Below are 16,846 nucleotides of genomic sequence, written 5' to 3' on the forward strand. Positions count from 1 at the left end.
TTGTTCTCTTTCTATGTAGATCAAGTTTTAGCAAATACCAATAAAGCAGCTATGAAATAGGGCTGTATGGATATTTGTATCAACAAGTTTCATTTGATTAGTAAATAAGCTTTCAAGTTTTTTACCGATCAACTGAATATATCCACAGAACATCAATTTTTTACAAATGATGTTCAGCTTTGCACTTCCTTAATGTTTTTAACAATCAAAAACTATGGCACAAAACTACATTGATAATGTTGATACTGAATTTTTATTCTATGGACACAAGTATGAATCTTTCATCATGTGTGTAGATGCAGCTACTGACTTTCTCTCTACAAAAAGAGATCCAAACCATTACAGTCAAGATCTAACACGCTATGACAAAAGTTGTGTGGAATCTGGTAAGTCCTATATAAATAATGTAGAAGATAACGGAAATCACACAAAACCTGAATTAAAGCAAATTGATATAGGTCAACTTAGTAACCATATTCAGATCCTAGATGAACTGATTACAGGTAAATGGCTTCCTTACCATATCTATCGAGGTCTAGCTACTAATCTGGTATTGATTCATGGTGGTGTATCTATCTACAAGAAGTCACTAGCTACAATGTTAGAACTCTACAAAGATACAGTTGAGTTTCAACAGGCTTTACAAGACAACCCAAACTTTATATACAGGTTAAAGGTATTGCCTACAGTGATTAATCACTATGGAAAGCATTATGGTTATATACCTATCGATCTACAATATTTTTCACCACATTCTAATGACTGGACTTACATAAATCTACTGACACCATTGAGTCAGGTTGTAAGAGTAGAGCCATATCAAGGTAAACCTGTAGATGAAGTAAGACAAGAGTTTATAAACAAGTTCAATGAAGTAACTACAACACCAGATACTAATATCCATGTGTTCAGGGTTGCTACCGCAATAGGCAAGACGGAACTATGCACTTCTCTAGAAAACGTACTTCTAGCATTTCCAGATCATGCTCTAAAAGATGAAGTGTCAACCAGAATGAAAGTAGATCATAAAGTGACACCTGACACTAAGGACTTACCTACAGAGATTAAAAAGAAGCTAGATATTCTTTACCGTATAGGTGCATACTCAGCAGCTAATAGATTTCTAGGTGTATCAGCCACAAACACTACAGTTAAACGCTACAACGTTGATATGTCAGCTTGCTATAACTCTAATGACACTGTGCTTACTACGCATAATAAGGCATTGCACTATAAGGAATGGCAACACACAACGATTATTTTTGATGAAGATCCTTTTAAAACCATTTTGTCCAATGGCAAGACTACCCTAACAGAGCTTAGACAACTTAGAAATAAGATGGTTGATGCAACTGTTAAGGATAAGCTTACACATTTGATTAATGAGATTGGGCAAACCGATCTTAATAGTCATACACCTGTAGATTTGTCGCTGTTTGAGGACTTTGAATTTATCCAAAAAGAAGTAGTTGATAATTGCGATAACTACAGTACCAACGTTTTACAGTTCTTTCAATCTAGTTGTTACTTGATTGACAAGGTTGAAAACAACATCATTCATTTTGGTAACAGGCATAAATTACCTACAGACAAGAAGGTTATTATTCTTTCGGCGACAGTAGATGAAGCTATTTATCGTCGTCTCTGTGGTAATCGTTTACGGTTCTACAATTTTAGCGATGTTCAGCCTACTGGGGTGATTTTGCAAAACGCAACATATTCATTTAGTAGTTCATCACTTACAGAACATCTTAAAGATATTGATGATATTTCAGCGCTAATTCCCACATCTTCATTGCCTACAATCACTCTTGCCAAGCACAAAAAAAGGCTTGGAGAGCTAGAGGTGAATATAGTTGATGATATGCACTTTGGAAAAGTGTCTGGATATGATGAGCTAAAAGGTCAAGACATTAATGTATTGGGAACTTTCTTTATAAACCCTATCGCGATCTTTCTGTATGCCAAGCTACTTGATATGTCTATTGACAGTTATGAGTTTGAGAATCAGATTGTCATTCACAATGGGTTTAGGTTTCGCTTTAGCACTTATAACAATCAGGATTTAAGGAGTATCCACTTTTACATTGCTCAGACTGAACTTAGACAGGCTATAGGTAGATCTAGAGTAAACACTGAACGATGCAAGGTGTATGTCTATTCCAATTTTCCTTTGCCTGAAGCTTGTGTTACGGCTGATGAGAAGGCGTTAGCTTTGGACAGATTGCGACGTGAGACAGATAAATAGATAGAGCCATCGTAGTCAACTCAAAGCCATATATAGTAATGAGTTGACTATTTTCTCTTCTATGGTCTATGTAAGTGCTAAATAATGTTCCATTCGCACTCCAGCCTAAAAATTACTTTTTTATAAAAATCAAACTGTCTAGAAGATGGTGTACGAATATGAGTAATACCCCCAGATTCTATAATTTCTGTTGCTTCAACTTGGGAAAGCTTGCTTATTTCTTCTTTCTCTTCTTTTGTTAATAGCTCATTTAGCTCTGCGTATGTTCGAGATTGAAAGAATGAATGAATATCATCATCATTATTGCATTTATCAATCTCATTCTGCCAAAAAGATATTTTTTTGATTCTGTTTGACAAGGTAACAGACCCTGCATCCTGTGGTTTTTTAAAGATTTCTACCCAGATTGGGTAATGTTTTTTGAGCAAGTCATAATTACTCGGCTCTGCCAAATAACTACATAAATCATCCCAAAAAATTACATGAACAGGAAATTTGTTTTCCGATGTTCTTTCCTGAGTTAATTTCATAACAAAATTTTGTATTTCTGTATCTCTGGAGGTCGTAGTTGCAATGAGATATTCACTAATTGGATGGGTAAACTTTTTTGTCTTTTCAACCTCTGAAGTAATTGTTGTAGGCTTAAAACTTTTATCTTCAAAGCGTTTACATTGAACTGCGATATTTTTATCTGAATTACTTTGTCTACCGTAGATATCAACACCATTTTGAGCTTGTCCATGTCTTCCATATCTTTGTGCATATGGATCTTGCCAACGACGAGTATAAATTTCCCATACAATATCCTCGAATTCATCCCATGATTTAGGCTTGGGTAAGTCACTTGTTGAAGGTGTAGGCATAATTAATTGGAAGTGTTGTAGATATAATTTCTGTAAGGTAAATATCACATAAATAGTCGGGTAAAGCAACCAATAAGCGTGATAGCCAACTTGTTACTAGTTTTGTTATCTGGTACTTCTAAAGCTAGGTGATATCTAGATTTTTTATTAAGCACTTCAAAGCTTTATAAAGTAATGGGTTAACTTGTTTCTCTTCTATGGTCTATTCAAATATTAACAGAAATAGCTATTTTTAGCCCTTGTAAGCTCTTGAATATTTCAAATGTAAGAACATAAGCAAACAGTCGTGCAAGTCTTAAAATGCAAACAAATACAGAAAGAGAAGGATTAGTTTGTTGTATGAAATCCCCCTTCTCTTCTATGCAGCTTTTTATGTGTTTGAGTAAAGAATAGCAGCTACAATAAAACAGAGAAGACCTTTGATCTGGGATATATTAGCATTTTCAATAAGCTGCGGTACAACTAACCCAATTGACCAACCACCTACCACAAAAAAGAAAATACCAAAAGCAGCAAATACACAAGCACCATAGAAAGAAAGTTGTTGTTTTGACATTGTAAAATTCACGTTAAATTCATGTCAACACTACTACAAACTGTTAGTAAAAGCTACACAGAATAAATATTTTCTTCTATGTTTAGGCAAAAATGCTGATTGTGATTAAATCTACATAGAAAAAACTAAAGTCTACTGAGTAGCTCTTTCTTTTTCTGATTAAACTCTTCTTGAGTTAATAAACCATCTTTGAGTAGTTCACCAAGTTGTCTAATTTGGTTGGGGATATCAGTATTATTTGGTGCTTCAAGATAAACCGTTTGACTTTCATTCAAAGATTCTTGTTCAACACCTATCAACCATTTAAAAGCATCACTCATAGCTGAATAAGATCCCCAAGCTTTTCTAATGTCATTAGGATCAAGTAATCTACAATGACCAGTGAGTTTATTCTTTTGCAACCGCCAACCTTGATAAGAAGTTAGAGTATCCCAAAAAACTTGACCACCCATAGTAGGCGATTCTATATTTGGCATAGAGCCTATATACTCGCAGAATTTACCAATTAGGTTAGGGTTTGCGACTAATGTAATAAGTCCTTTTTGTAGCATCCTAGTTCTCAAATTCTATTTGTACTGTTTATTCCAAAATCCTCACATAGTCTCTTTTCTATGTGCTTTTCTTAGTTCGTAAGTTTTCAACTTGAGTTGACCTAGCCTCACCATAAACCATCTCTCTAGCCCAATGCTCACAGTTATAAAGCAACTTATTCCATAGCTTATCTTTAGCTGCAATGAACTTCTTTCTTGACTCATCTATACGCGCCTCTATTTGGCTGTCAGAAACAGATTCAGGACGCTCTTTAAATAGCCACTCAGCTTTGTAAGGAGAGAAATAGACATAACCTAACCCAACTTCTGCTACTCGTCCTTGAGGTCTAATAGTCTCAATTGTAAAGAAGTGCGCGATGCTATAGCCCTGATGAGTTGCCCTCACAATTCCGTAGTGTTCATAGGGTCTACCCTCCTCATCTTGAGATGGATAAATAACCAGATCATTGGGTCTGATTACATTACCGTTAAGATCACAAATATCAGGAACAGCACTTAGAAGAGAAACCAACTGTCCAAGCCTATCTAACTGAACATCCGTAACCTCTTGCAGTGCAAAAAACCACTTAGGATCGCAATTATCCGTATATAGCTTAATTTCCTTATACTTGTCCTTAACCCAAACACCATGATTTTGAAGCTTTTTAACAGCATCAAAATGTTGATTGACATCATTTCTTACAAAAGTTTGGTCAAACTCAATTTGTAATAATTCTGCAATCGCCTCACAGTTTTCTATTACCTTCTTATCTTTAGTATGTCTAGCAATCTGACTTAAAGCTTTCTTGATAGTGTCACCATCGTATAAGCGATCTTGAGTCTCAGCAAACAAGCGTAATACTCTAGATGGATTTGGATTCATCAACTTTGGGCTTTGCTTTTTTCTGGTCATCTTCCTCTGTCATCTTTTTGATAACGTATTCACTCACAGCACCTGTAGCTTTTTTACTAGACTTCCTGACAGCATCATCGTTGACCATAATTTACCTAAACTTTTTGTATAACTTTACCTAGATAAACAATACAACCAACTTTAAAAGAACGCTACGGTGTTACGAAAAATAAAAAATTAAACTGATTATTATCTTAATTTGCATCTTAGTAACCTATCTTAACCTTGCTCAGTATAAGTACTCATAGAATAAATACGATCTACTCTTGTTTTACAAGGACATACAGCTTGAATGAGTATTTATACTTATTATTAGAAGCATCACTTTATTTCTATGGTTGCCTTTTAGTCTTGTCGCGAGTCTAGCTTTCTCACTATAGGATCAAGATAGTCAATATCTTGAAATCTTCGCATAAATATTTTCTTATAGATTTACGGGATATTATAAAAAATACCTATATAAATAGCCCTTAAAAAACCCCTTACTAGCAATCATTTCTCTTTACTTAACGCTTGAAATGCTTTACTATTAAGGAGTTGGTACGGAATTGGTACGGAAAATATTTGTAATTTGTAAAACCTTTGTGAATAGAGCGTTACAGATTGGATGAATTCTCCTTGGCAAGGAGATGCTCTACCACTGAGCCACACCCGCATTTGGTGTTGTTTTTGTGCGCTTTTGCGTTTTGCGCTTTATTAATATGCCAAACATTGCAACTAATGTCAACTACTTTTTTAAACAAACTAAAACTCCCTACGGGAGTTTTAGTTTGTTTAATATTTGAAGCCATTTTTGCGTGTGTGGACAGCAGGTTCACCTTCACGGAGGCGATCGCCTGCATTAATTGTTGCCAAGATGATCGTATGGTCACCCGCATCAAGGCTACTAGTTACCGTCGCATCAAGATAAGCGATCGCCTCGGTGAGATAAAGCTGACCACTAGGAGCAGTTGCCGTATCAACACCATCAAAAGGATCGACATCGGGTGCGAAGCCTTTCGCAAAATGTCCAATGATTTTTCCCTGTCCCTTTTCAGCAACATTAATCACCACGGGACTACCTACAGTTAAGAATGACTCAATTGGTCTACCTTTACCAACCACAAAAGTTACAGATGGCGGATTAAAGCCTGCTTGTTGTACCCAAGAAGCGAGCATCGTACCCGTTGCACCATTTTGTTGAGAAGTAACGATAAACAAGCCACTGGGAATTGTCCCGATCGCAGCTCCAAGTTGTTCATTTTGGGAAATAGTTTCGGTCATTTTTTAGATTGGATTTTAGCTATTGAGGAAGTCTGTTTTAGCTTACCGTTTCAGACGGACACAAGTTAAGACATAAGAAAAAGGCGACGCAATGCGTCGCCTTTTTCTTGACTCTAAGAATATTTCAAGGGCATTAGCAAAGCTAAAATCCTTAAAAACAAAAAATTAAATGTACAAATAAGGGTCAATTCAGGGTCAAAATACTAGACGTAAGCAGTCTGGAAGCCCCACCAGAGCAGGAACCCGATCGCACTCAGAACAACAACGCTCGATAGCACGATTGATAAAGGGCTATCGGCATTTTCAAACTTCATGATGCCGCGATTAAAATCTGACATATAAGCAAAACCTAACTAGTTGATTTAGATTACTTAAGCAAAACAATTTAGTTATAGCTCAACTATGAGTGAAATTACTCAAAAGTAACAAAATCTCTGGGAATCAGGACTCTAGGATAAGAAATTACCTATGCTCGAAAGGATGCGTATTTTTTGGTTGCCATCAAAGCCCGTTAAAAAATTAAAAGAGTTACCTCAAGATGCAGGGGTCTATTACATTACGGCACTGTGGATCGTGCTGTATGTGGGTAAAGCTAAAAATCTCCGCAATCGTTGGAAGACAAACCATCATCGCTATCAACAATTTAAGTTACTACACCCCTTTGGTAGACTACATTACAAGGTTTTAGCAGATAGCCAAATCACTTCCTATGAAAAATCAGAAATCACAAAATTTCGTCCTGCGTGGAATGGTACGGCTAGAGTCACTTTTTGGAATCTACTATGTTTATTTGTAGCCGTGTGGGGACGCGTGATTATTTATACCTTGTTGCTATTGCTGGCGATCGCTGCTTTTATTTATCTACTCATGCAATGAGTCAAGGACTTGATTTATGTGCCAACGCTAGAGCCTATTTGTTGATGCTAAATTAGATAGTTAATCATCAGGAGATTGATATATGCCACAGCTAATTGGAATTTTGGTACTAGTCGCCTATATATTTGGCGTTGTGAAATTTTTGCAAGGTTTTCAACGCACCGATTTTTCGGGTAATCAGATTGGACTTGCTTTACTCTGGCCAGTCCTATTTGTCATGAATGGTAACTATCGCAAAAATTTCTTCAAAGCACTTAAAGGCTCTTAATGAACTGGTGGAAAAGGCTCAGATCCAATCCTCTCGCTTGGATTGGAATCACGATTTTAACTATTTTTTATGCGGCGGCTCTATTTGCTGATTTCGTAACGCCTTACGGAGTCAACGAACAGGTAAAAAATGCCGCTTTGCTCCCACCTACGCAAATACATTGGCATGATCGCCAAGGTCAATATATTGGCGCACATGTCTATCCCACCACCCAAGGTAAGGTCGATCTCGAAACAGGCGATCGCGCCTTGATCGTTGACTATACCAAACCATCACAGATTCAGATTTTCCATGGTGGACACTTATTTAGGACTACTAGTGAAGGAAAGCTAAACTTACTAGGAACTGACGAACAAGGACGGGATCAATTAACTCGCTTACTGCATGGCGGCAGAATTAGTCTATTGATAGGCTTTATCGGTACGACTATTTCCTATGCGATCGGTTGCCTTGTTGGTGGTATTTCTGGCTATATTGGCGGCTGGCTAGATGTAGTCTTGATGCGCTTCGTCGAGATTTTAATGTCAGTTCCCTCAATTTATTTATTAGTAGCATTAGCTGCAATTTTGCCTCCCCAAATCAGTAATACTCAACGATTCGCGTTAATCATTGCGATTATTTCCTTTGTGTCATGGGCAGGACTAGCCAGAATCATTCGTGGACAGGTATTGTCCATCAAAGAGCAAACCTTTATTTTGGCGGCTCGTGCCTCAGGCGCAAGTCCATTGCGGATTATTGTGAACCATGTTTTACCTCAAACCATCACCTTCATTATTATTTCGGCAACTCTCGACATCCCCCGATTTATTGTCGTAGAAGCTGTCTTAAGCCTTGTTGGACTAGGCATCCAACCTCCCGATCCGTCATGGGGTAATATGCTATCTTTGTCTACTAACGCTTCGATTGTGATCCTGCAACCTTGGCTAGTGTGGACTCCTGCATTAGCGATCGTGTTAACGGTGCTATCATTTAACCTCTTAGGAGACAGTTTGCGTGATGCGCTTGACCCCAAAAACATTAGGCAATAAGCTTTAGGCAGTTTGCTCTAGCAAGTATAAGGTTGACAAAACCTATGACCCATAACAGTTTTAGTATCAGTTTTTCAGTCAGTAACTTTTAGCATGATTTCAGATTGCAACAGCCTCAGAATTTCCAAAAAGTCTTCAAATATGTCGCCAAAAAACTCATGCAATTAGGTAGTATGAGATGAGGATCTAGACTATTTTGTATTTTCTATGACGGGTTTTTGCTCTTTCGTCATGTCAATCTGAAAGTTAGCATCAGCAAAATAGGAGTATATTCAGCGTGCAGTACTTAGCGGAACTTCAAAAAACTCAAGCAGCTTTTGGATTAGGTGGTAACTCGTCTGTCCGTCTACTGGCACGTAATACGGGTGAAAACGTTTGGCAGCCGATTACGAATGAGCAAGTTTTACAGGTTCAAGATTCGAGTCAAGCTAAAGATTTTAAAGATGGCCAGATGGTAATTGCTGAAGTTACAGCAAGTAACCAAGTACAAAGTATCCAAGATGCCTCTAAAAAAATTGTCAATATCTTGCAGGCTTTTTCGCGCTCGCAAGACAAATATAAATCTGCGGAAGAAGAAGTTGAACAATGGAAGCAATCTCTCAATTTTCAGAGCCAAGAGTTGCATCGTCGTGAGCAAGAATTAGAACAAAAGGAATTAGAGCTAGAACACCTTGATACAAGACGGCAAGAAATTGAGGAGTTAGAGGATAAGTTTGCTAAAGAACGTAGTGAAATTGAACAGTTAAGAAAAAGTATCGAAGCTGAGCGCGGACAGTTTGAAGCTAAGGCAGCCGCGCTCACCTCTGATCAAGCCGAACATCTCAAACATCTCATCGGTCAATTATCATCTAGTTTTACCAATCCAGATTCTCTTAGGGATCGAATTCATAGTGCCCTCGATTTAATTAATAAGCGTCAGGAAGTACTGACGAGCTTTTGGCAAAACTTAGATAGTTTAAAAAATGAAGCCGAAAAGCAAAAGAGCATTCTCAACAAATCGACAGAAGAGTTGAATGCCCGTAAAAATCAATGGCAGCAAACTCAAATTGCTCTAGCAGACGCACAGGCAGAGTTAAAGGCTCAACGCGGTATTCTCAAACTGCAAGAGAATAATATGGCGATGTCTAGGGTGCAACTCGATGCTCAAATCGATCTCTATGAGCAAACATCTAGTGCGATCGAGGCATTTGGTGGTCCTGGTAGCATGGAAGTCCTCAGTCCAGAGGAAGAAAACCGCCTCCAGTCAATGCCAATTGAGGAGCTAGAGTCAACCATTAAGGCGTTACAAGCAGATTTTGATAAATTAACTAACTATATTGGTGCTCAAGAAGATGAGTTAGCGGGACTAGAGGGAGAAATCGCAGATTTGCAGAGTCAGGTCGAAACTGCTGACCAGTTTGCCAAAATCGAATTAGAAAGTAATAAAGAATTTGCTGAGGAGCAGTACAAACTTCTTGAAGAAAGCGTTTCAGGGATGAGACGTGGGATGCAAGAGAGACTGTCACTCCTTAATCAGCAAAAGGCGATTTTAGATCGACGCAAAGGTATTAATGTCGAAGCAAGCCCAGTTCAAAGTTTATTACCTCTGTTATCCCAAATCGAAGCGCAAAAGAACCACCAAGAGCAGGAGTTGCGGAAAATGGAGAGCCAGATTGAGGCTGTCAGAAACTATACACAACAACAGCAAGAAATGCTGGCTAAGCAGACTCAAGAGCATTTGCAACAGGAGCAAGCTATTCGCACAGCCGAAGCCCAACAACAAGAACGGATTAGAGCTGTGGCAGAGTTGTTAGGGCAAATTAGTGCACAAGAACAACTATTGAGACCTGTACAGGATATCGTGGATACCTTGCGTCCACAGTTAGAAGCTGCGGCTCAGGATCTAGGTGTCATAGCCAATGGCAGCAATTCTTCACAAGTTCTCGCTGACTTACAATCTGTCATTCAAACCTTAGTTGCTGCATAGACTCTATGAAAGTTGACTGTTCTAATGCATCTACGACTAATCTTGAAGTTCTAGAATTTCAAGGACAGCAAAGTACAGAAAATGTTAGAGAAATTAAGTCTGAACAAATCCTCTGCCAACATTGTCTACGTACTGCTAGCAATGGGATTAAGTGTCAAGGAATGTGTGTTGCCGATAGTGGCTATTAAACTCAAAAAGAAAGGGGGCTAAGCCCCCTTTCTTTTTGAGTTTAATCTTCAATTTTGATTGAGATAATTTTGTCGCCGCGACGAATGGCTTGAGCAACTTCCACATCATCGGTGTAACCGAAAGCAGCATATTGACCATCTAAAAATGATGCATCACCAAGGGTCACAAAAAATTGACTGGTGGCACTATTGGGGTCATTAGTACGTGCCATAGAGAATACGCCAGCCTTGTTGTGCTTGATCACAGGCTTTTTACCGCGAGCCAAAACATTGCCAATTGTTGCTTCGTTGTCACCTTCTGCCCAGATTTCTAGCTTAATGTGATCGCCTGATCCGCCAGTACCATTACCGAGAGGATCGCCACCTTGAATGACAAAACCAGGTTCGACACGGTGAAAAGTTAATCCATCATAAAAACCATGCTTGGCGAGGTCTACGAAATTTTTCACAGTGATGGGGGCATGTTGGTCATCAAGCTCAGCACGCATGGTTCCCTTAGCGGTCTCAATTACAGCACGGATCATAAATAAACTTACCTAAAATTTTTTGCAAGGTTAGAGCAGCTTAAAGTATAACAATCGCTGGGGCAAATGTCTGTAAACATCAAAAGTGTTGCGATCGCATGATCTTTACAGCGCTTTGCGCTCAAACCCAAACCAAGAAAAAATTTAAAAGTGTTGCTTTGCAACACTTTTAAATTTTTTCTTCTGGTTCGTTTGAGAGGAAATTGCTGTAAGCCCCTTATTCAATTTGAGGAGTATGATGGAGAGATAGATCGTCTTTTTTAAGGATCGCGTAGGGTTATGGATAGCAATAATTTGCTGAAGCAGTTATTAATGCTTGGTGTCGGTACAACTTCGATTGTGCTGGAAAAGATCAAGGACGCTAGCGAAGATTGGGTCAAGGATGGCAAGATCGATCCAGAGCAAGCCGCAGAGATGTTTAATGATATTGCCGATCGCCTTAAGTCGGAACAGGGAAATTTAGAGTCTTTAATTCAGCGTCAAATTCGCAATGTGATGCAGGATTTGGGTGTACCGCGTCAAAATGAAATGGATGAATTGCGGGGAAGAATCGATCGCCTTGAGCGTCAAGTACGCGAATTAGAAAATAAACAGTGGCGCTAGATCAAAACCGAATATTTTTGTTAAGAGTGTTGCATTGCAACACTTTTAACAAAAATATTCGGTTGCTATATATGGATATTAATTAATGGAAGCTTCAGGAATTCTCTATTTGGTGGGAACGCCGATTGGTAATTTGGAGGATATGACTTTTCGGGCGATCGCCACGCTCAAACAGGTGGATTTAATTGCTGCTGAAGATACAAGGCATACGGGCAAGCTCCTGCATCATTTTGGGATTGAGACACCCCAAACCAGTTATCACGAACATAATGCCCATAAGCGCGTACCTGAATTAGTCGAGAAATTACAGCAAGGTATGGCGATCGCCCTAGTCACCGATGCAGGTATGCCCGCAATTTCTGACCCCGGAGTAGAACTAGTACAAGGTTGCATTGCCGCAGGGGTGCGCGTAGTCCCCATCCCCGTAGTCACCGCAGGAATTGCCGCTTTGACAGCTTCAGGTTTTGCGACCCAGTATTTTGGCTTTGATGGATTTTTACCAACGGATAAAAAGGAACGCCGCGATCGCCTAGAAATTTTGAGATCGGAAACTCGCACGATGATTCTCTATGAAGCACCACATCGGTTATTGCGTACCCTTGAAGATTTAGCCGAGAGTTTTGGCAAAGAAAGACGCATCTCGGTGGCAAGGGAATTAACCAAACTCCATGAGGAATTTTGGCGCGGCTCCATCGAAGAGGCGATCGCCTATTTCACAGATCATGCCCCCAAAGGAGAATTCACATTAGTTTTAGAAGGCGCGAAACCTAGTGAAAAGCATGTATGGACGGAGGAAGTAATTTTAAAAGAGTTACAAAATTTGATTGATGCTGGTATTTCGCGATCGGATGCTAGTCGGCAATTAGCAGAGCTAGCTGATTTACCCCGTCGCCAAATTTATCAGTTAGCACTGACGCTATAGCGATCGTTGCCTTGTGTTAGGACAAAAATCAAAAGCCAAGAATAGAATGGCGGCGCGAAGCGCCGCCATTCTATTCTTGGATAAATAGATCACGCCTGAACTTTTATTACTTAGAATCAACAAAAGTAGAGACTCATCTATGCTATTTATTGAGAATCAGCCACATTAATCTGGAGGTTTTATGCTCAGTAGGTTGTCAGAACAAAAAATGCATGTCATTAAATTAGTTCTTGCGGCTGGTTGGTTGATCCTCATCTTATCTCTTCTCTACGATCCGATTTCACCTTACTTCAGCGATCCTAGTAATCTCACTAGCCCCCTGAGAATTGATCCCAACAAATATTTAGATCCATCTCAATGCGTCAAGATTCAAGGCATTTGTCAACCTGAAACTCCCTATGGCGTTGGAGCAAGGCTATTCTGGTCAGTCATTATCCCCGCAGGACTGATCACCATTTTTGTATTTGGGCATGAGGTATGGCGGCGTATTTGCCCCTTATCTTTTTTCTCACAAATTCCCAGAGCATTAGGGATTCAACGCAAGCAAAAAATCACCTCTCCTAATGGAAAAACTCGTTATCAACTATTTAGCGTCGATAAGAATTCTTGGTTAGGCAAAAATCATTTATATCTCCAATTTGGTTTGTTTTTTCTAGGAATAAACATTCGCATTCTATTTGTTAATTCTGATCGCCTAGCATTAGCCATCTTTTTAATCCTCACAATTTTGGCAGCGATCGCTGTTGGTTATCTCTTTGCAGGTAAAAGTTGGTGTCAATATTTTTGTCCGATGGCTCCAGTCCAAATCGTATTCACAGGAACCAGAGGTTTATTCGATAGCCAATCGCACTTAGGACAAAGGTTAAGCATTACTCAGTCCATGTGCCGCGAATTTGACAAATCAACGGGCAAGGAAAAAAGTGCCTGTGTCGCTTGCCAAAATCCTTGCATTGACATTGACTCTGAGAGATCCTATTGGGAGCAGATCGAGCGTCCCGATCGCAAACTTCTCTATTACGGATATTTAGGTTTAGTATTTGGTTTTTTCTTTTATTACTTTCTCTATGCTGGCAATTGGGATTACCTCTACTCTGGCATCTGGTCGCACGAAGATGGACAGATATCTAGGATTCTCAGCCCAGGATTTTATATTTTCAATCAAGCCATACCAATTCCCAAATTGATTGCCGCACCTCTGACCCTAGCAGTATTTACTTTTGGGGGGTATATGTTGGGAGAGCTTAGTGAAAGGCTCTATCGTCAGCATCTCCACAAGAATGGGAAAAAACTAACTAACGACCAGATATTGCACCAAATTTTTACAATTTTCACCGTAGTTGCTTGGAACATATTTTGGATATTCATCAGCCGACCTGCACCGATGGAGAGGCTTTTAACTGGCTTTACAGTTTTAGTAAGCGGTTTATGGTTTGCTCAAACTTTCTGGCGCACTTCTGAACAGTATGAAAGAGAGGGATTAGCAAATAAACTCCGTCGCCAATTGGAGAAATTGGGTCTCGACATGTCGAAATTTTTACAACGGGGTACGGATGAGCTCAAACCCGATGAGGTCTATGTATTGGCAAAAGTACTGCCTGAAGTTAACCGAGAACAGCGCGAAAAAGTATATCGTGGTGTTTTAGTTGAGGCTTTGGATGATGGCACTATCAGCTCTAAGGAAGAGAATTTACTCAAAGAACTTCGTAAAGAATTAGAGATCGATATCGATCAGCATTATGCAATGCTTGCTAGTTTAGGTATTGAAGATCCCACACTCTTTAATCCTGATCGGCAATTTACATTGGAAAAACGGTTGCGTTTAGATGCCTATCGCAAGAACTTAGAATTTTTGATTTTTGATTTGGTTGATAGTGGTATCCCCATCAGTGAAGCGTTAAACCAGAAAAAAGATCGCGTTACCGCTCTCAGACAGGAATATCAAATCAGCGATGAAGAGGATGAGCTAATCATTGATGAAATCTTAGGTGAAGAAGGTAGCTTAGCCCAAAATGCTCAACAGCTATTGCAAGGTTTATGGAATCTCCATTCTAAGGTGATTAATTTAGAGGACTTGCCAACCGATCCTAGTAATTCTGTCTACCAATTACTCCGTAATATTTTGATTGATCGCGAAAAAGCGGTCATTAATAAACTAATGGCGATCGTGGAGGTATTAGGGGATGGCGCAATGGTTTCTCAAATTATCAACTCGATCAATTTACTGACACCAATTACCTTCAGACAAGTTTTAGATAAAAAGAGAACTGAGCATTTTTGGTCAGATCGCTTTCATCAGAATGTAATCAATCTCATTGAGCAGACAACTGAAACAAGCGTAGATATCTCAACAGCAAAAATCTTGCCTGAAGATGTGACTGGAACCCTAATTAGTGTCTTGGAAAGATTCTTACATGAAGATGTTGAGCCTTTGGTGCAAGCCTTAAGCCTACAGGCTCTAAGCACCATTGATTTGGCTAAAGCCCAGCGTGCCGCCACAGAAATATTACAAAAAGGTATGGATGCGACTTCAATTTTGGCGGAAACTGCCCAAGCGGTAATGCAAGTTGGCGAGAATCAATCTGAGCCTAGAAATTTAACCACCTTAGAGAAAGCTCTATATTTATTTGAAACTCGCTTCTTCCATCACATCAATATCAATACCTTAATTGAAATTGCACGGCATTGTCAGCCCCAAAGCTTTGCCCAAGGCGAAGTCCTTTGTCGGGAAGGGGATGATAGTAATGAGTTACTGATTATTATCGATGGACAAGTCGATGTGATCATGCAACAAGAGGATGGTTCGCTTAAGGTTGTTAATCAATGTACACGGGGTGAGACGATTGGTGAGTTGGGTGTATTGACCCAGACCAATCGCACCGCCACCGTGTCGGTAGAAAGTACCGAGGCTAGGGTTTTGACTCTGAGCGATCGCGATCTTGAGCATCTGCTCCAACGCAATCCTCTATTGTCTAGTACGCTTCTATCAATTGTGAGCAGCCGTTTACAAAGAATTCTCGGACAAATAAAGTGATGATGTCCTGCGCTCCGCGCAGAACATTACTCATCTTTTACGCCGCAAGACGGTCAGTAGCTTCTCAAAGCCTTCGGGCAATGGCGCAATATTTTCAATGAGTTCGCCTGAGACTGGATGCGTAAAGGTCAACCGCCATGCGTGGAGAGCTTGACCTGAGAGATATTGCGAAACTTCTTTATTGGGATGTCCATAGACAGGATCACCTGCGATCGCCCAGCCCATATATGCTGAATGCACTCTAATTTGATGGGTGCGTCCCGTTTCCAAATCAAATTTAACGAGGGTGTAATTGCCTAAGCGTTCCTTAATTTGCCAATGGGTAACGGCTTTGCGTCCATTTTCGACCACTGCCATTTTTTTGCGATCGCTATGATGTCTAGCGATCGCCGCATCAATCACTCCTGATTCACCCCCTAATTGACCTTTGGGAACTCCACGCACAATTCCTAAATATTCCCGTCGTGCTGTTTTTGCCTGTATCTGAGCTTGTAAATCCTGATGGGCGCGATCATTTTTCGCCACCACCATCACGCCACTTGTGTCTTTATCTAAACGATGTACGATGCCCGGACGTTGAGTTCCATTTATGCCTGATAGTTCCTTACAATGAGCTAAGAGAGCATTTACTAAGGTTCCATCACTATGCCCTGCGGCAGGATGTACGACTAGTCCCGCAGGTTTATTAATGACAATCAAATGCTCGTCTTCGTAGAGAATATCTAAGGGAATCTCTTGAGCAATTAAATCTAGAGGTGTTGCTGCTGGGGTGATTAACTGAATGCGATCGCCTGCCTTGATTAAGTCCTTTTTGTTATTACAAGTAACGTCATTAACGGTGACATAACCTTCATCAATTAAGGCTTGTATTCGCGATCGCGATAAATCCGTATGCTGCGCTAAAAAGCGATCAATGCGCTCTGGTTTAGCTAATTCTGACGTAACTTCAATCAAATTAAGATTATTTTCTGGAGGAATTATCTCTAAGTTCATAGAAAATCATTATAGCGCTTTCCAGTCTAGCATTAGCTTTACTTCTTTCCGCTATAGATCCGCTATAGAATAGT

At 39.7% G+C, this 16,846-nt stretch carries 17 protein-coding genes and 1 tRNA gene; 9 read left to right on the forward strand and 9 right to left on the reverse strand.

Features of this window, described 5'->3' with window-relative positions:
- Positions 1 to 214: 214 nt before the first annotated feature.
- Complete coding sequence (locus HC246_RS04500; RefSeq protein WP_169362353.1) at positions 215 to 2,248, forward strand: hypothetical protein; 2,034 nt, start codon at positions 215 to 217, stop codon at positions 2,246 to 2,248.
- A 77-nt stretch (positions 2,249 to 2,325) separates the two neighbouring features.
- On the opposite strand, the gene HC246_RS04505 is transcribed toward HC246_RS04500, so the two are convergent.
- The 7 genes from HC246_RS04505 to HC246_RS04535 form a co-directional block, all read right to left on the reverse strand.
- Positions 2,326 to 3,111, reverse strand: a complete 786-nt coding sequence (locus HC246_RS04505) for a restriction endonuclease (RefSeq protein ID WP_169362354.1) — start codon at positions 3,109 to 3,111, stop codon at positions 2,326 to 2,328.
- A 370-nt stretch (positions 3,112 to 3,481) separates the two neighbouring features.
- Positions 3,482 to 3,667, reverse strand: a complete 186-nt coding sequence (locus HC246_RS04510; RefSeq protein ID WP_169362355.1) for a hypothetical protein — start codon at positions 3,665 to 3,667, stop codon at positions 3,482 to 3,484.
- 125 nt (positions 3,668 to 3,792) lie between these two features.
- Positions 3,793 to 4,143 carry an SHOCT domain-containing protein gene (locus HC246_RS25405; RefSeq protein ID WP_211167627.1) on the reverse strand — a complete coding sequence of 117 codons (351 nt, stop codon included), beginning with the start codon at positions 4,141 to 4,143 and terminating at the stop codon, positions 3,793 to 3,795.
- A gap of 133 nt (positions 4,144 to 4,276) precedes the next feature.
- On the reverse strand, positions 4,277 to 5,080 hold the full coding sequence (locus HC246_RS04520) for a hypothetical protein (RefSeq protein WP_169362356.1): 804 nt from the start codon (positions 5,078 to 5,080) through the stop codon (positions 4,277 to 4,279).
- Entirely contained in the window at positions 5,061 to 5,198 is a 138-nt protein-coding gene (locus tag HC246_RS04525; RefSeq protein ID WP_169362357.1) for a hypothetical protein, read from the reverse strand. Before HC246_RS04525 ends, HC246_RS04520 begins: the two co-directional genes overlap by 20 nt.
- Before the next feature lie 461 nt (positions 5,199 to 5,659).
- A tRNA-Gly gene (locus tag HC246_RS04530) sits at positions 5,660 to 5,765 on the reverse strand.
- A 119-nt stretch (positions 5,766 to 5,884) separates the two neighbouring features.
- On the reverse strand, positions 5,885 to 6,373 hold the full coding sequence (locus tag HC246_RS04535; protein WP_126387694.1) for a flavin reductase family protein: 489 nt from the start codon (positions 6,371 to 6,373) through the stop codon (positions 5,885 to 5,887).
- 468 nt (positions 6,374 to 6,841) lie between these two features.
- Between HC246_RS04535 and HC246_RS04540 the strand changes: the two genes are divergently transcribed.
- The 5 genes from HC246_RS04540 (at position 6,842) to HC246_RS04560 (ending at position 10,699) form a co-directional block, all read left to right on the forward strand.
- Positions 6,842 to 7,249, forward strand: a complete 408-nt coding sequence (locus HC246_RS04540; protein ID WP_169362358.1) for a GIY-YIG nuclease family protein — start codon at positions 6,842 to 6,844, stop codon at positions 7,247 to 7,249.
- A gap of 82 nt (positions 7,250 to 7,331) precedes the next feature.
- Positions 7,332 to 7,517: a hypothetical protein gene (locus tag HC246_RS04545; protein WP_169362359.1), complete on the forward strand. Its 186-nt coding sequence runs from the start codon at positions 7,332 to 7,334 to the stop codon at positions 7,515 to 7,517.
- Positions 7,517 to 8,545 (forward strand): ABC transporter permease, encoded by a 1,029-nt coding sequence (locus tag HC246_RS04550; protein WP_169362360.1) that lies wholly within the window; start codon positions 7,517 to 7,519, stop codon positions 8,543 to 8,545. The genes HC246_RS04545 and HC246_RS04550 overlap by 1 nt, the downstream gene beginning before the upstream one ends.
- Before the next feature lie 277 nt (positions 8,546 to 8,822).
- Positions 8,823 to 10,511 (forward strand): pilus motility taxis protein HmpF, encoded by a 1,689-nt coding sequence (hmpF, locus tag HC246_RS04555; protein ID WP_169362361.1) that lies wholly within the window; start codon positions 8,823 to 8,825, stop codon positions 10,509 to 10,511.
- A gap of 5 nt (positions 10,512 to 10,516) precedes the next feature.
- Complete coding sequence (locus HC246_RS04560; protein WP_169361591.1) at positions 10,517 to 10,699, forward strand: hypothetical protein; 183 nt, start codon at positions 10,517 to 10,519, stop codon at positions 10,697 to 10,699.
- A gap of 41 nt (positions 10,700 to 10,740) precedes the next feature.
- On the opposite strand, the gene HC246_RS04565 is transcribed toward HC246_RS04560, so the two are convergent.
- A complete protein-coding gene (locus HC246_RS04565; protein WP_169362362.1) occupies positions 10,741 to 11,223 on the reverse strand; it encodes a peptidylprolyl isomerase in 483 nt (160 codons plus the stop codon).
- A gap of 279 nt (positions 11,224 to 11,502) precedes the next feature.
- Here HC246_RS04565 and HC246_RS04570 point away from each other — a divergent pair, with 279 nt between their 5' ends.
- The 3 genes from HC246_RS04570 (at position 11,503) to HC246_RS04580 (ending at position 15,779) form a co-directional block, all read left to right on the forward strand.
- The gene (locus HC246_RS04570; protein WP_126387680.1) at positions 11,503 to 11,826 is read left to right on the forward strand and encodes a phasin family protein; all 324 of its coding nucleotides are present in this window, start codon (positions 11,503 to 11,505) and stop codon (positions 11,824 to 11,826) included.
- 85 nt (positions 11,827 to 11,911) lie between these two features.
- Positions 11,912 to 12,748 (forward strand): 16S rRNA (cytidine(1402)-2'-O)-methyltransferase, encoded by an 837-nt coding sequence (gene rsmI, locus HC246_RS04575; protein WP_169362363.1) that lies wholly within the window; start codon positions 11,912 to 11,914, stop codon positions 12,746 to 12,748.
- A gap of 181 nt (positions 12,749 to 12,929) precedes the next feature.
- Positions 12,930 to 15,779 (forward strand): cyclic nucleotide-binding domain-containing protein, encoded by a 2,850-nt coding sequence (locus tag HC246_RS04580; RefSeq protein ID WP_169362364.1) that lies wholly within the window; start codon positions 12,930 to 12,932, stop codon positions 15,777 to 15,779.
- Positions 15,780 to 15,809: 30 nt separating this feature from the next.
- On the opposite strand, the gene HC246_RS04585 is transcribed toward HC246_RS04580, so the two are convergent.
- Complete coding sequence (locus tag HC246_RS04585; RefSeq protein WP_169362365.1) at positions 15,810 to 16,772, reverse strand: RluA family pseudouridine synthase; 963 nt, start codon at positions 16,770 to 16,772, stop codon at positions 15,810 to 15,812.
- Positions 16,773 to 16,846: the final 74 nt, after the last annotated feature.

This window comes from Pseudanabaena yagii GIHE-NHR1 (assembly GCF_012863495.1).
Lineage (GTDB): Bacteria > Cyanobacteriota > Cyanobacteriia > Pseudanabaenales > Pseudanabaenaceae > Pseudanabaena > Pseudanabaena yagii.

What these genes read in the sequence shown, in the direction of transcription:
- HC246_RS04500 (WP_169362353.1), top strand. Translation starts at nt 215, where the DNA reads ATGGCACAAAACTACATTGATAATGTTGATACTGAATTTTTATTCTAT.
- HC246_RS04505 (WP_169362354.1), bottom strand. Translation starts at nt 3,111, where the DNA reads ATGCCTACACCTTCAACAAGTGACTTACCCAAGCCTAAATCATGGGAT.
- HC246_RS04510 (WP_169362355.1), bottom strand. Translation starts at nt 3,667, where the DNA reads ATGTCAAAACAACAACTTTCTTTCTATGGTGCTTGTGTATTTGCTGCT.
- HC246_RS25405 (WP_211167627.1), bottom strand. Translation starts at nt 4,143, where the DNA reads ATGCCAAATATAGAATCGCCTACTATGGGTGGTCAAGTTTTTTGGGAT.
- HC246_RS04520 (WP_169362356.1), bottom strand. Translation starts at nt 5,080, where the DNA reads ATGAATCCAAATCCATCTAGAGTATTACGCTTGTTTGCTGAGACTCAA.
- HC246_RS04525 (WP_169362357.1), bottom strand. Translation starts at nt 5,198, where the DNA reads ATGGTCAACGATGATGCTGTCAGGAAGTCTAGTAAAAAAGCTACAGGT.
- HC246_RS04535 (WP_126387694.1), bottom strand. Translation starts at nt 6,373, where the DNA reads ATGACCGAAACTATTTCCCAAAATGAACAACTTGGAGCTGCGATCGGG.
- HC246_RS04540 (WP_169362358.1), top strand. Translation starts at nt 6,842, where the DNA reads ATGCTCGAAAGGATGCGTATTTTTTGGTTGCCATCAAAGCCCGTTAAA.
- HC246_RS04545 (WP_169362359.1), top strand. Translation starts at nt 7,332, where the DNA reads ATGCCACAGCTAATTGGAATTTTGGTACTAGTCGCCTATATATTTGGC.
- HC246_RS04550 (WP_169362360.1), top strand. Translation starts at nt 7,517, where the DNA reads ATGAACTGGTGGAAAAGGCTCAGATCCAATCCTCTCGCTTGGATTGGA.
- HC246_RS04560 (WP_169361591.1), top strand. Translation starts at nt 10,517, where the DNA reads ATGAAAGTTGACTGTTCTAATGCATCTACGACTAATCTTGAAGTTCTA.
- HC246_RS04565 (WP_169362362.1), bottom strand. Translation starts at nt 11,223, where the DNA reads ATGATCCGTGCTGTAATTGAGACCGCTAAGGGAACCATGCGTGCTGAG.
- HC246_RS04570 (WP_126387680.1), top strand. Translation starts at nt 11,503, where the DNA reads ATGGATAGCAATAATTTGCTGAAGCAGTTATTAATGCTTGGTGTCGGT.
- rsmI (WP_169362363.1), top strand. Translation starts at nt 11,912, where the DNA reads ATGGAAGCTTCAGGAATTCTCTATTTGGTGGGAACGCCGATTGGTAAT.
- HC246_RS04580 (WP_169362364.1), top strand. Translation starts at nt 12,930, where the DNA reads ATGCTCAGTAGGTTGTCAGAACAAAAAATGCATGTCATTAAATTAGTT.
- HC246_RS04585 (WP_169362365.1), bottom strand. Translation starts at nt 16,772, where the DNA reads ATGAACTTAGAGATAATTCCTCCAGAAAATAATCTTAATTTGATTGAA.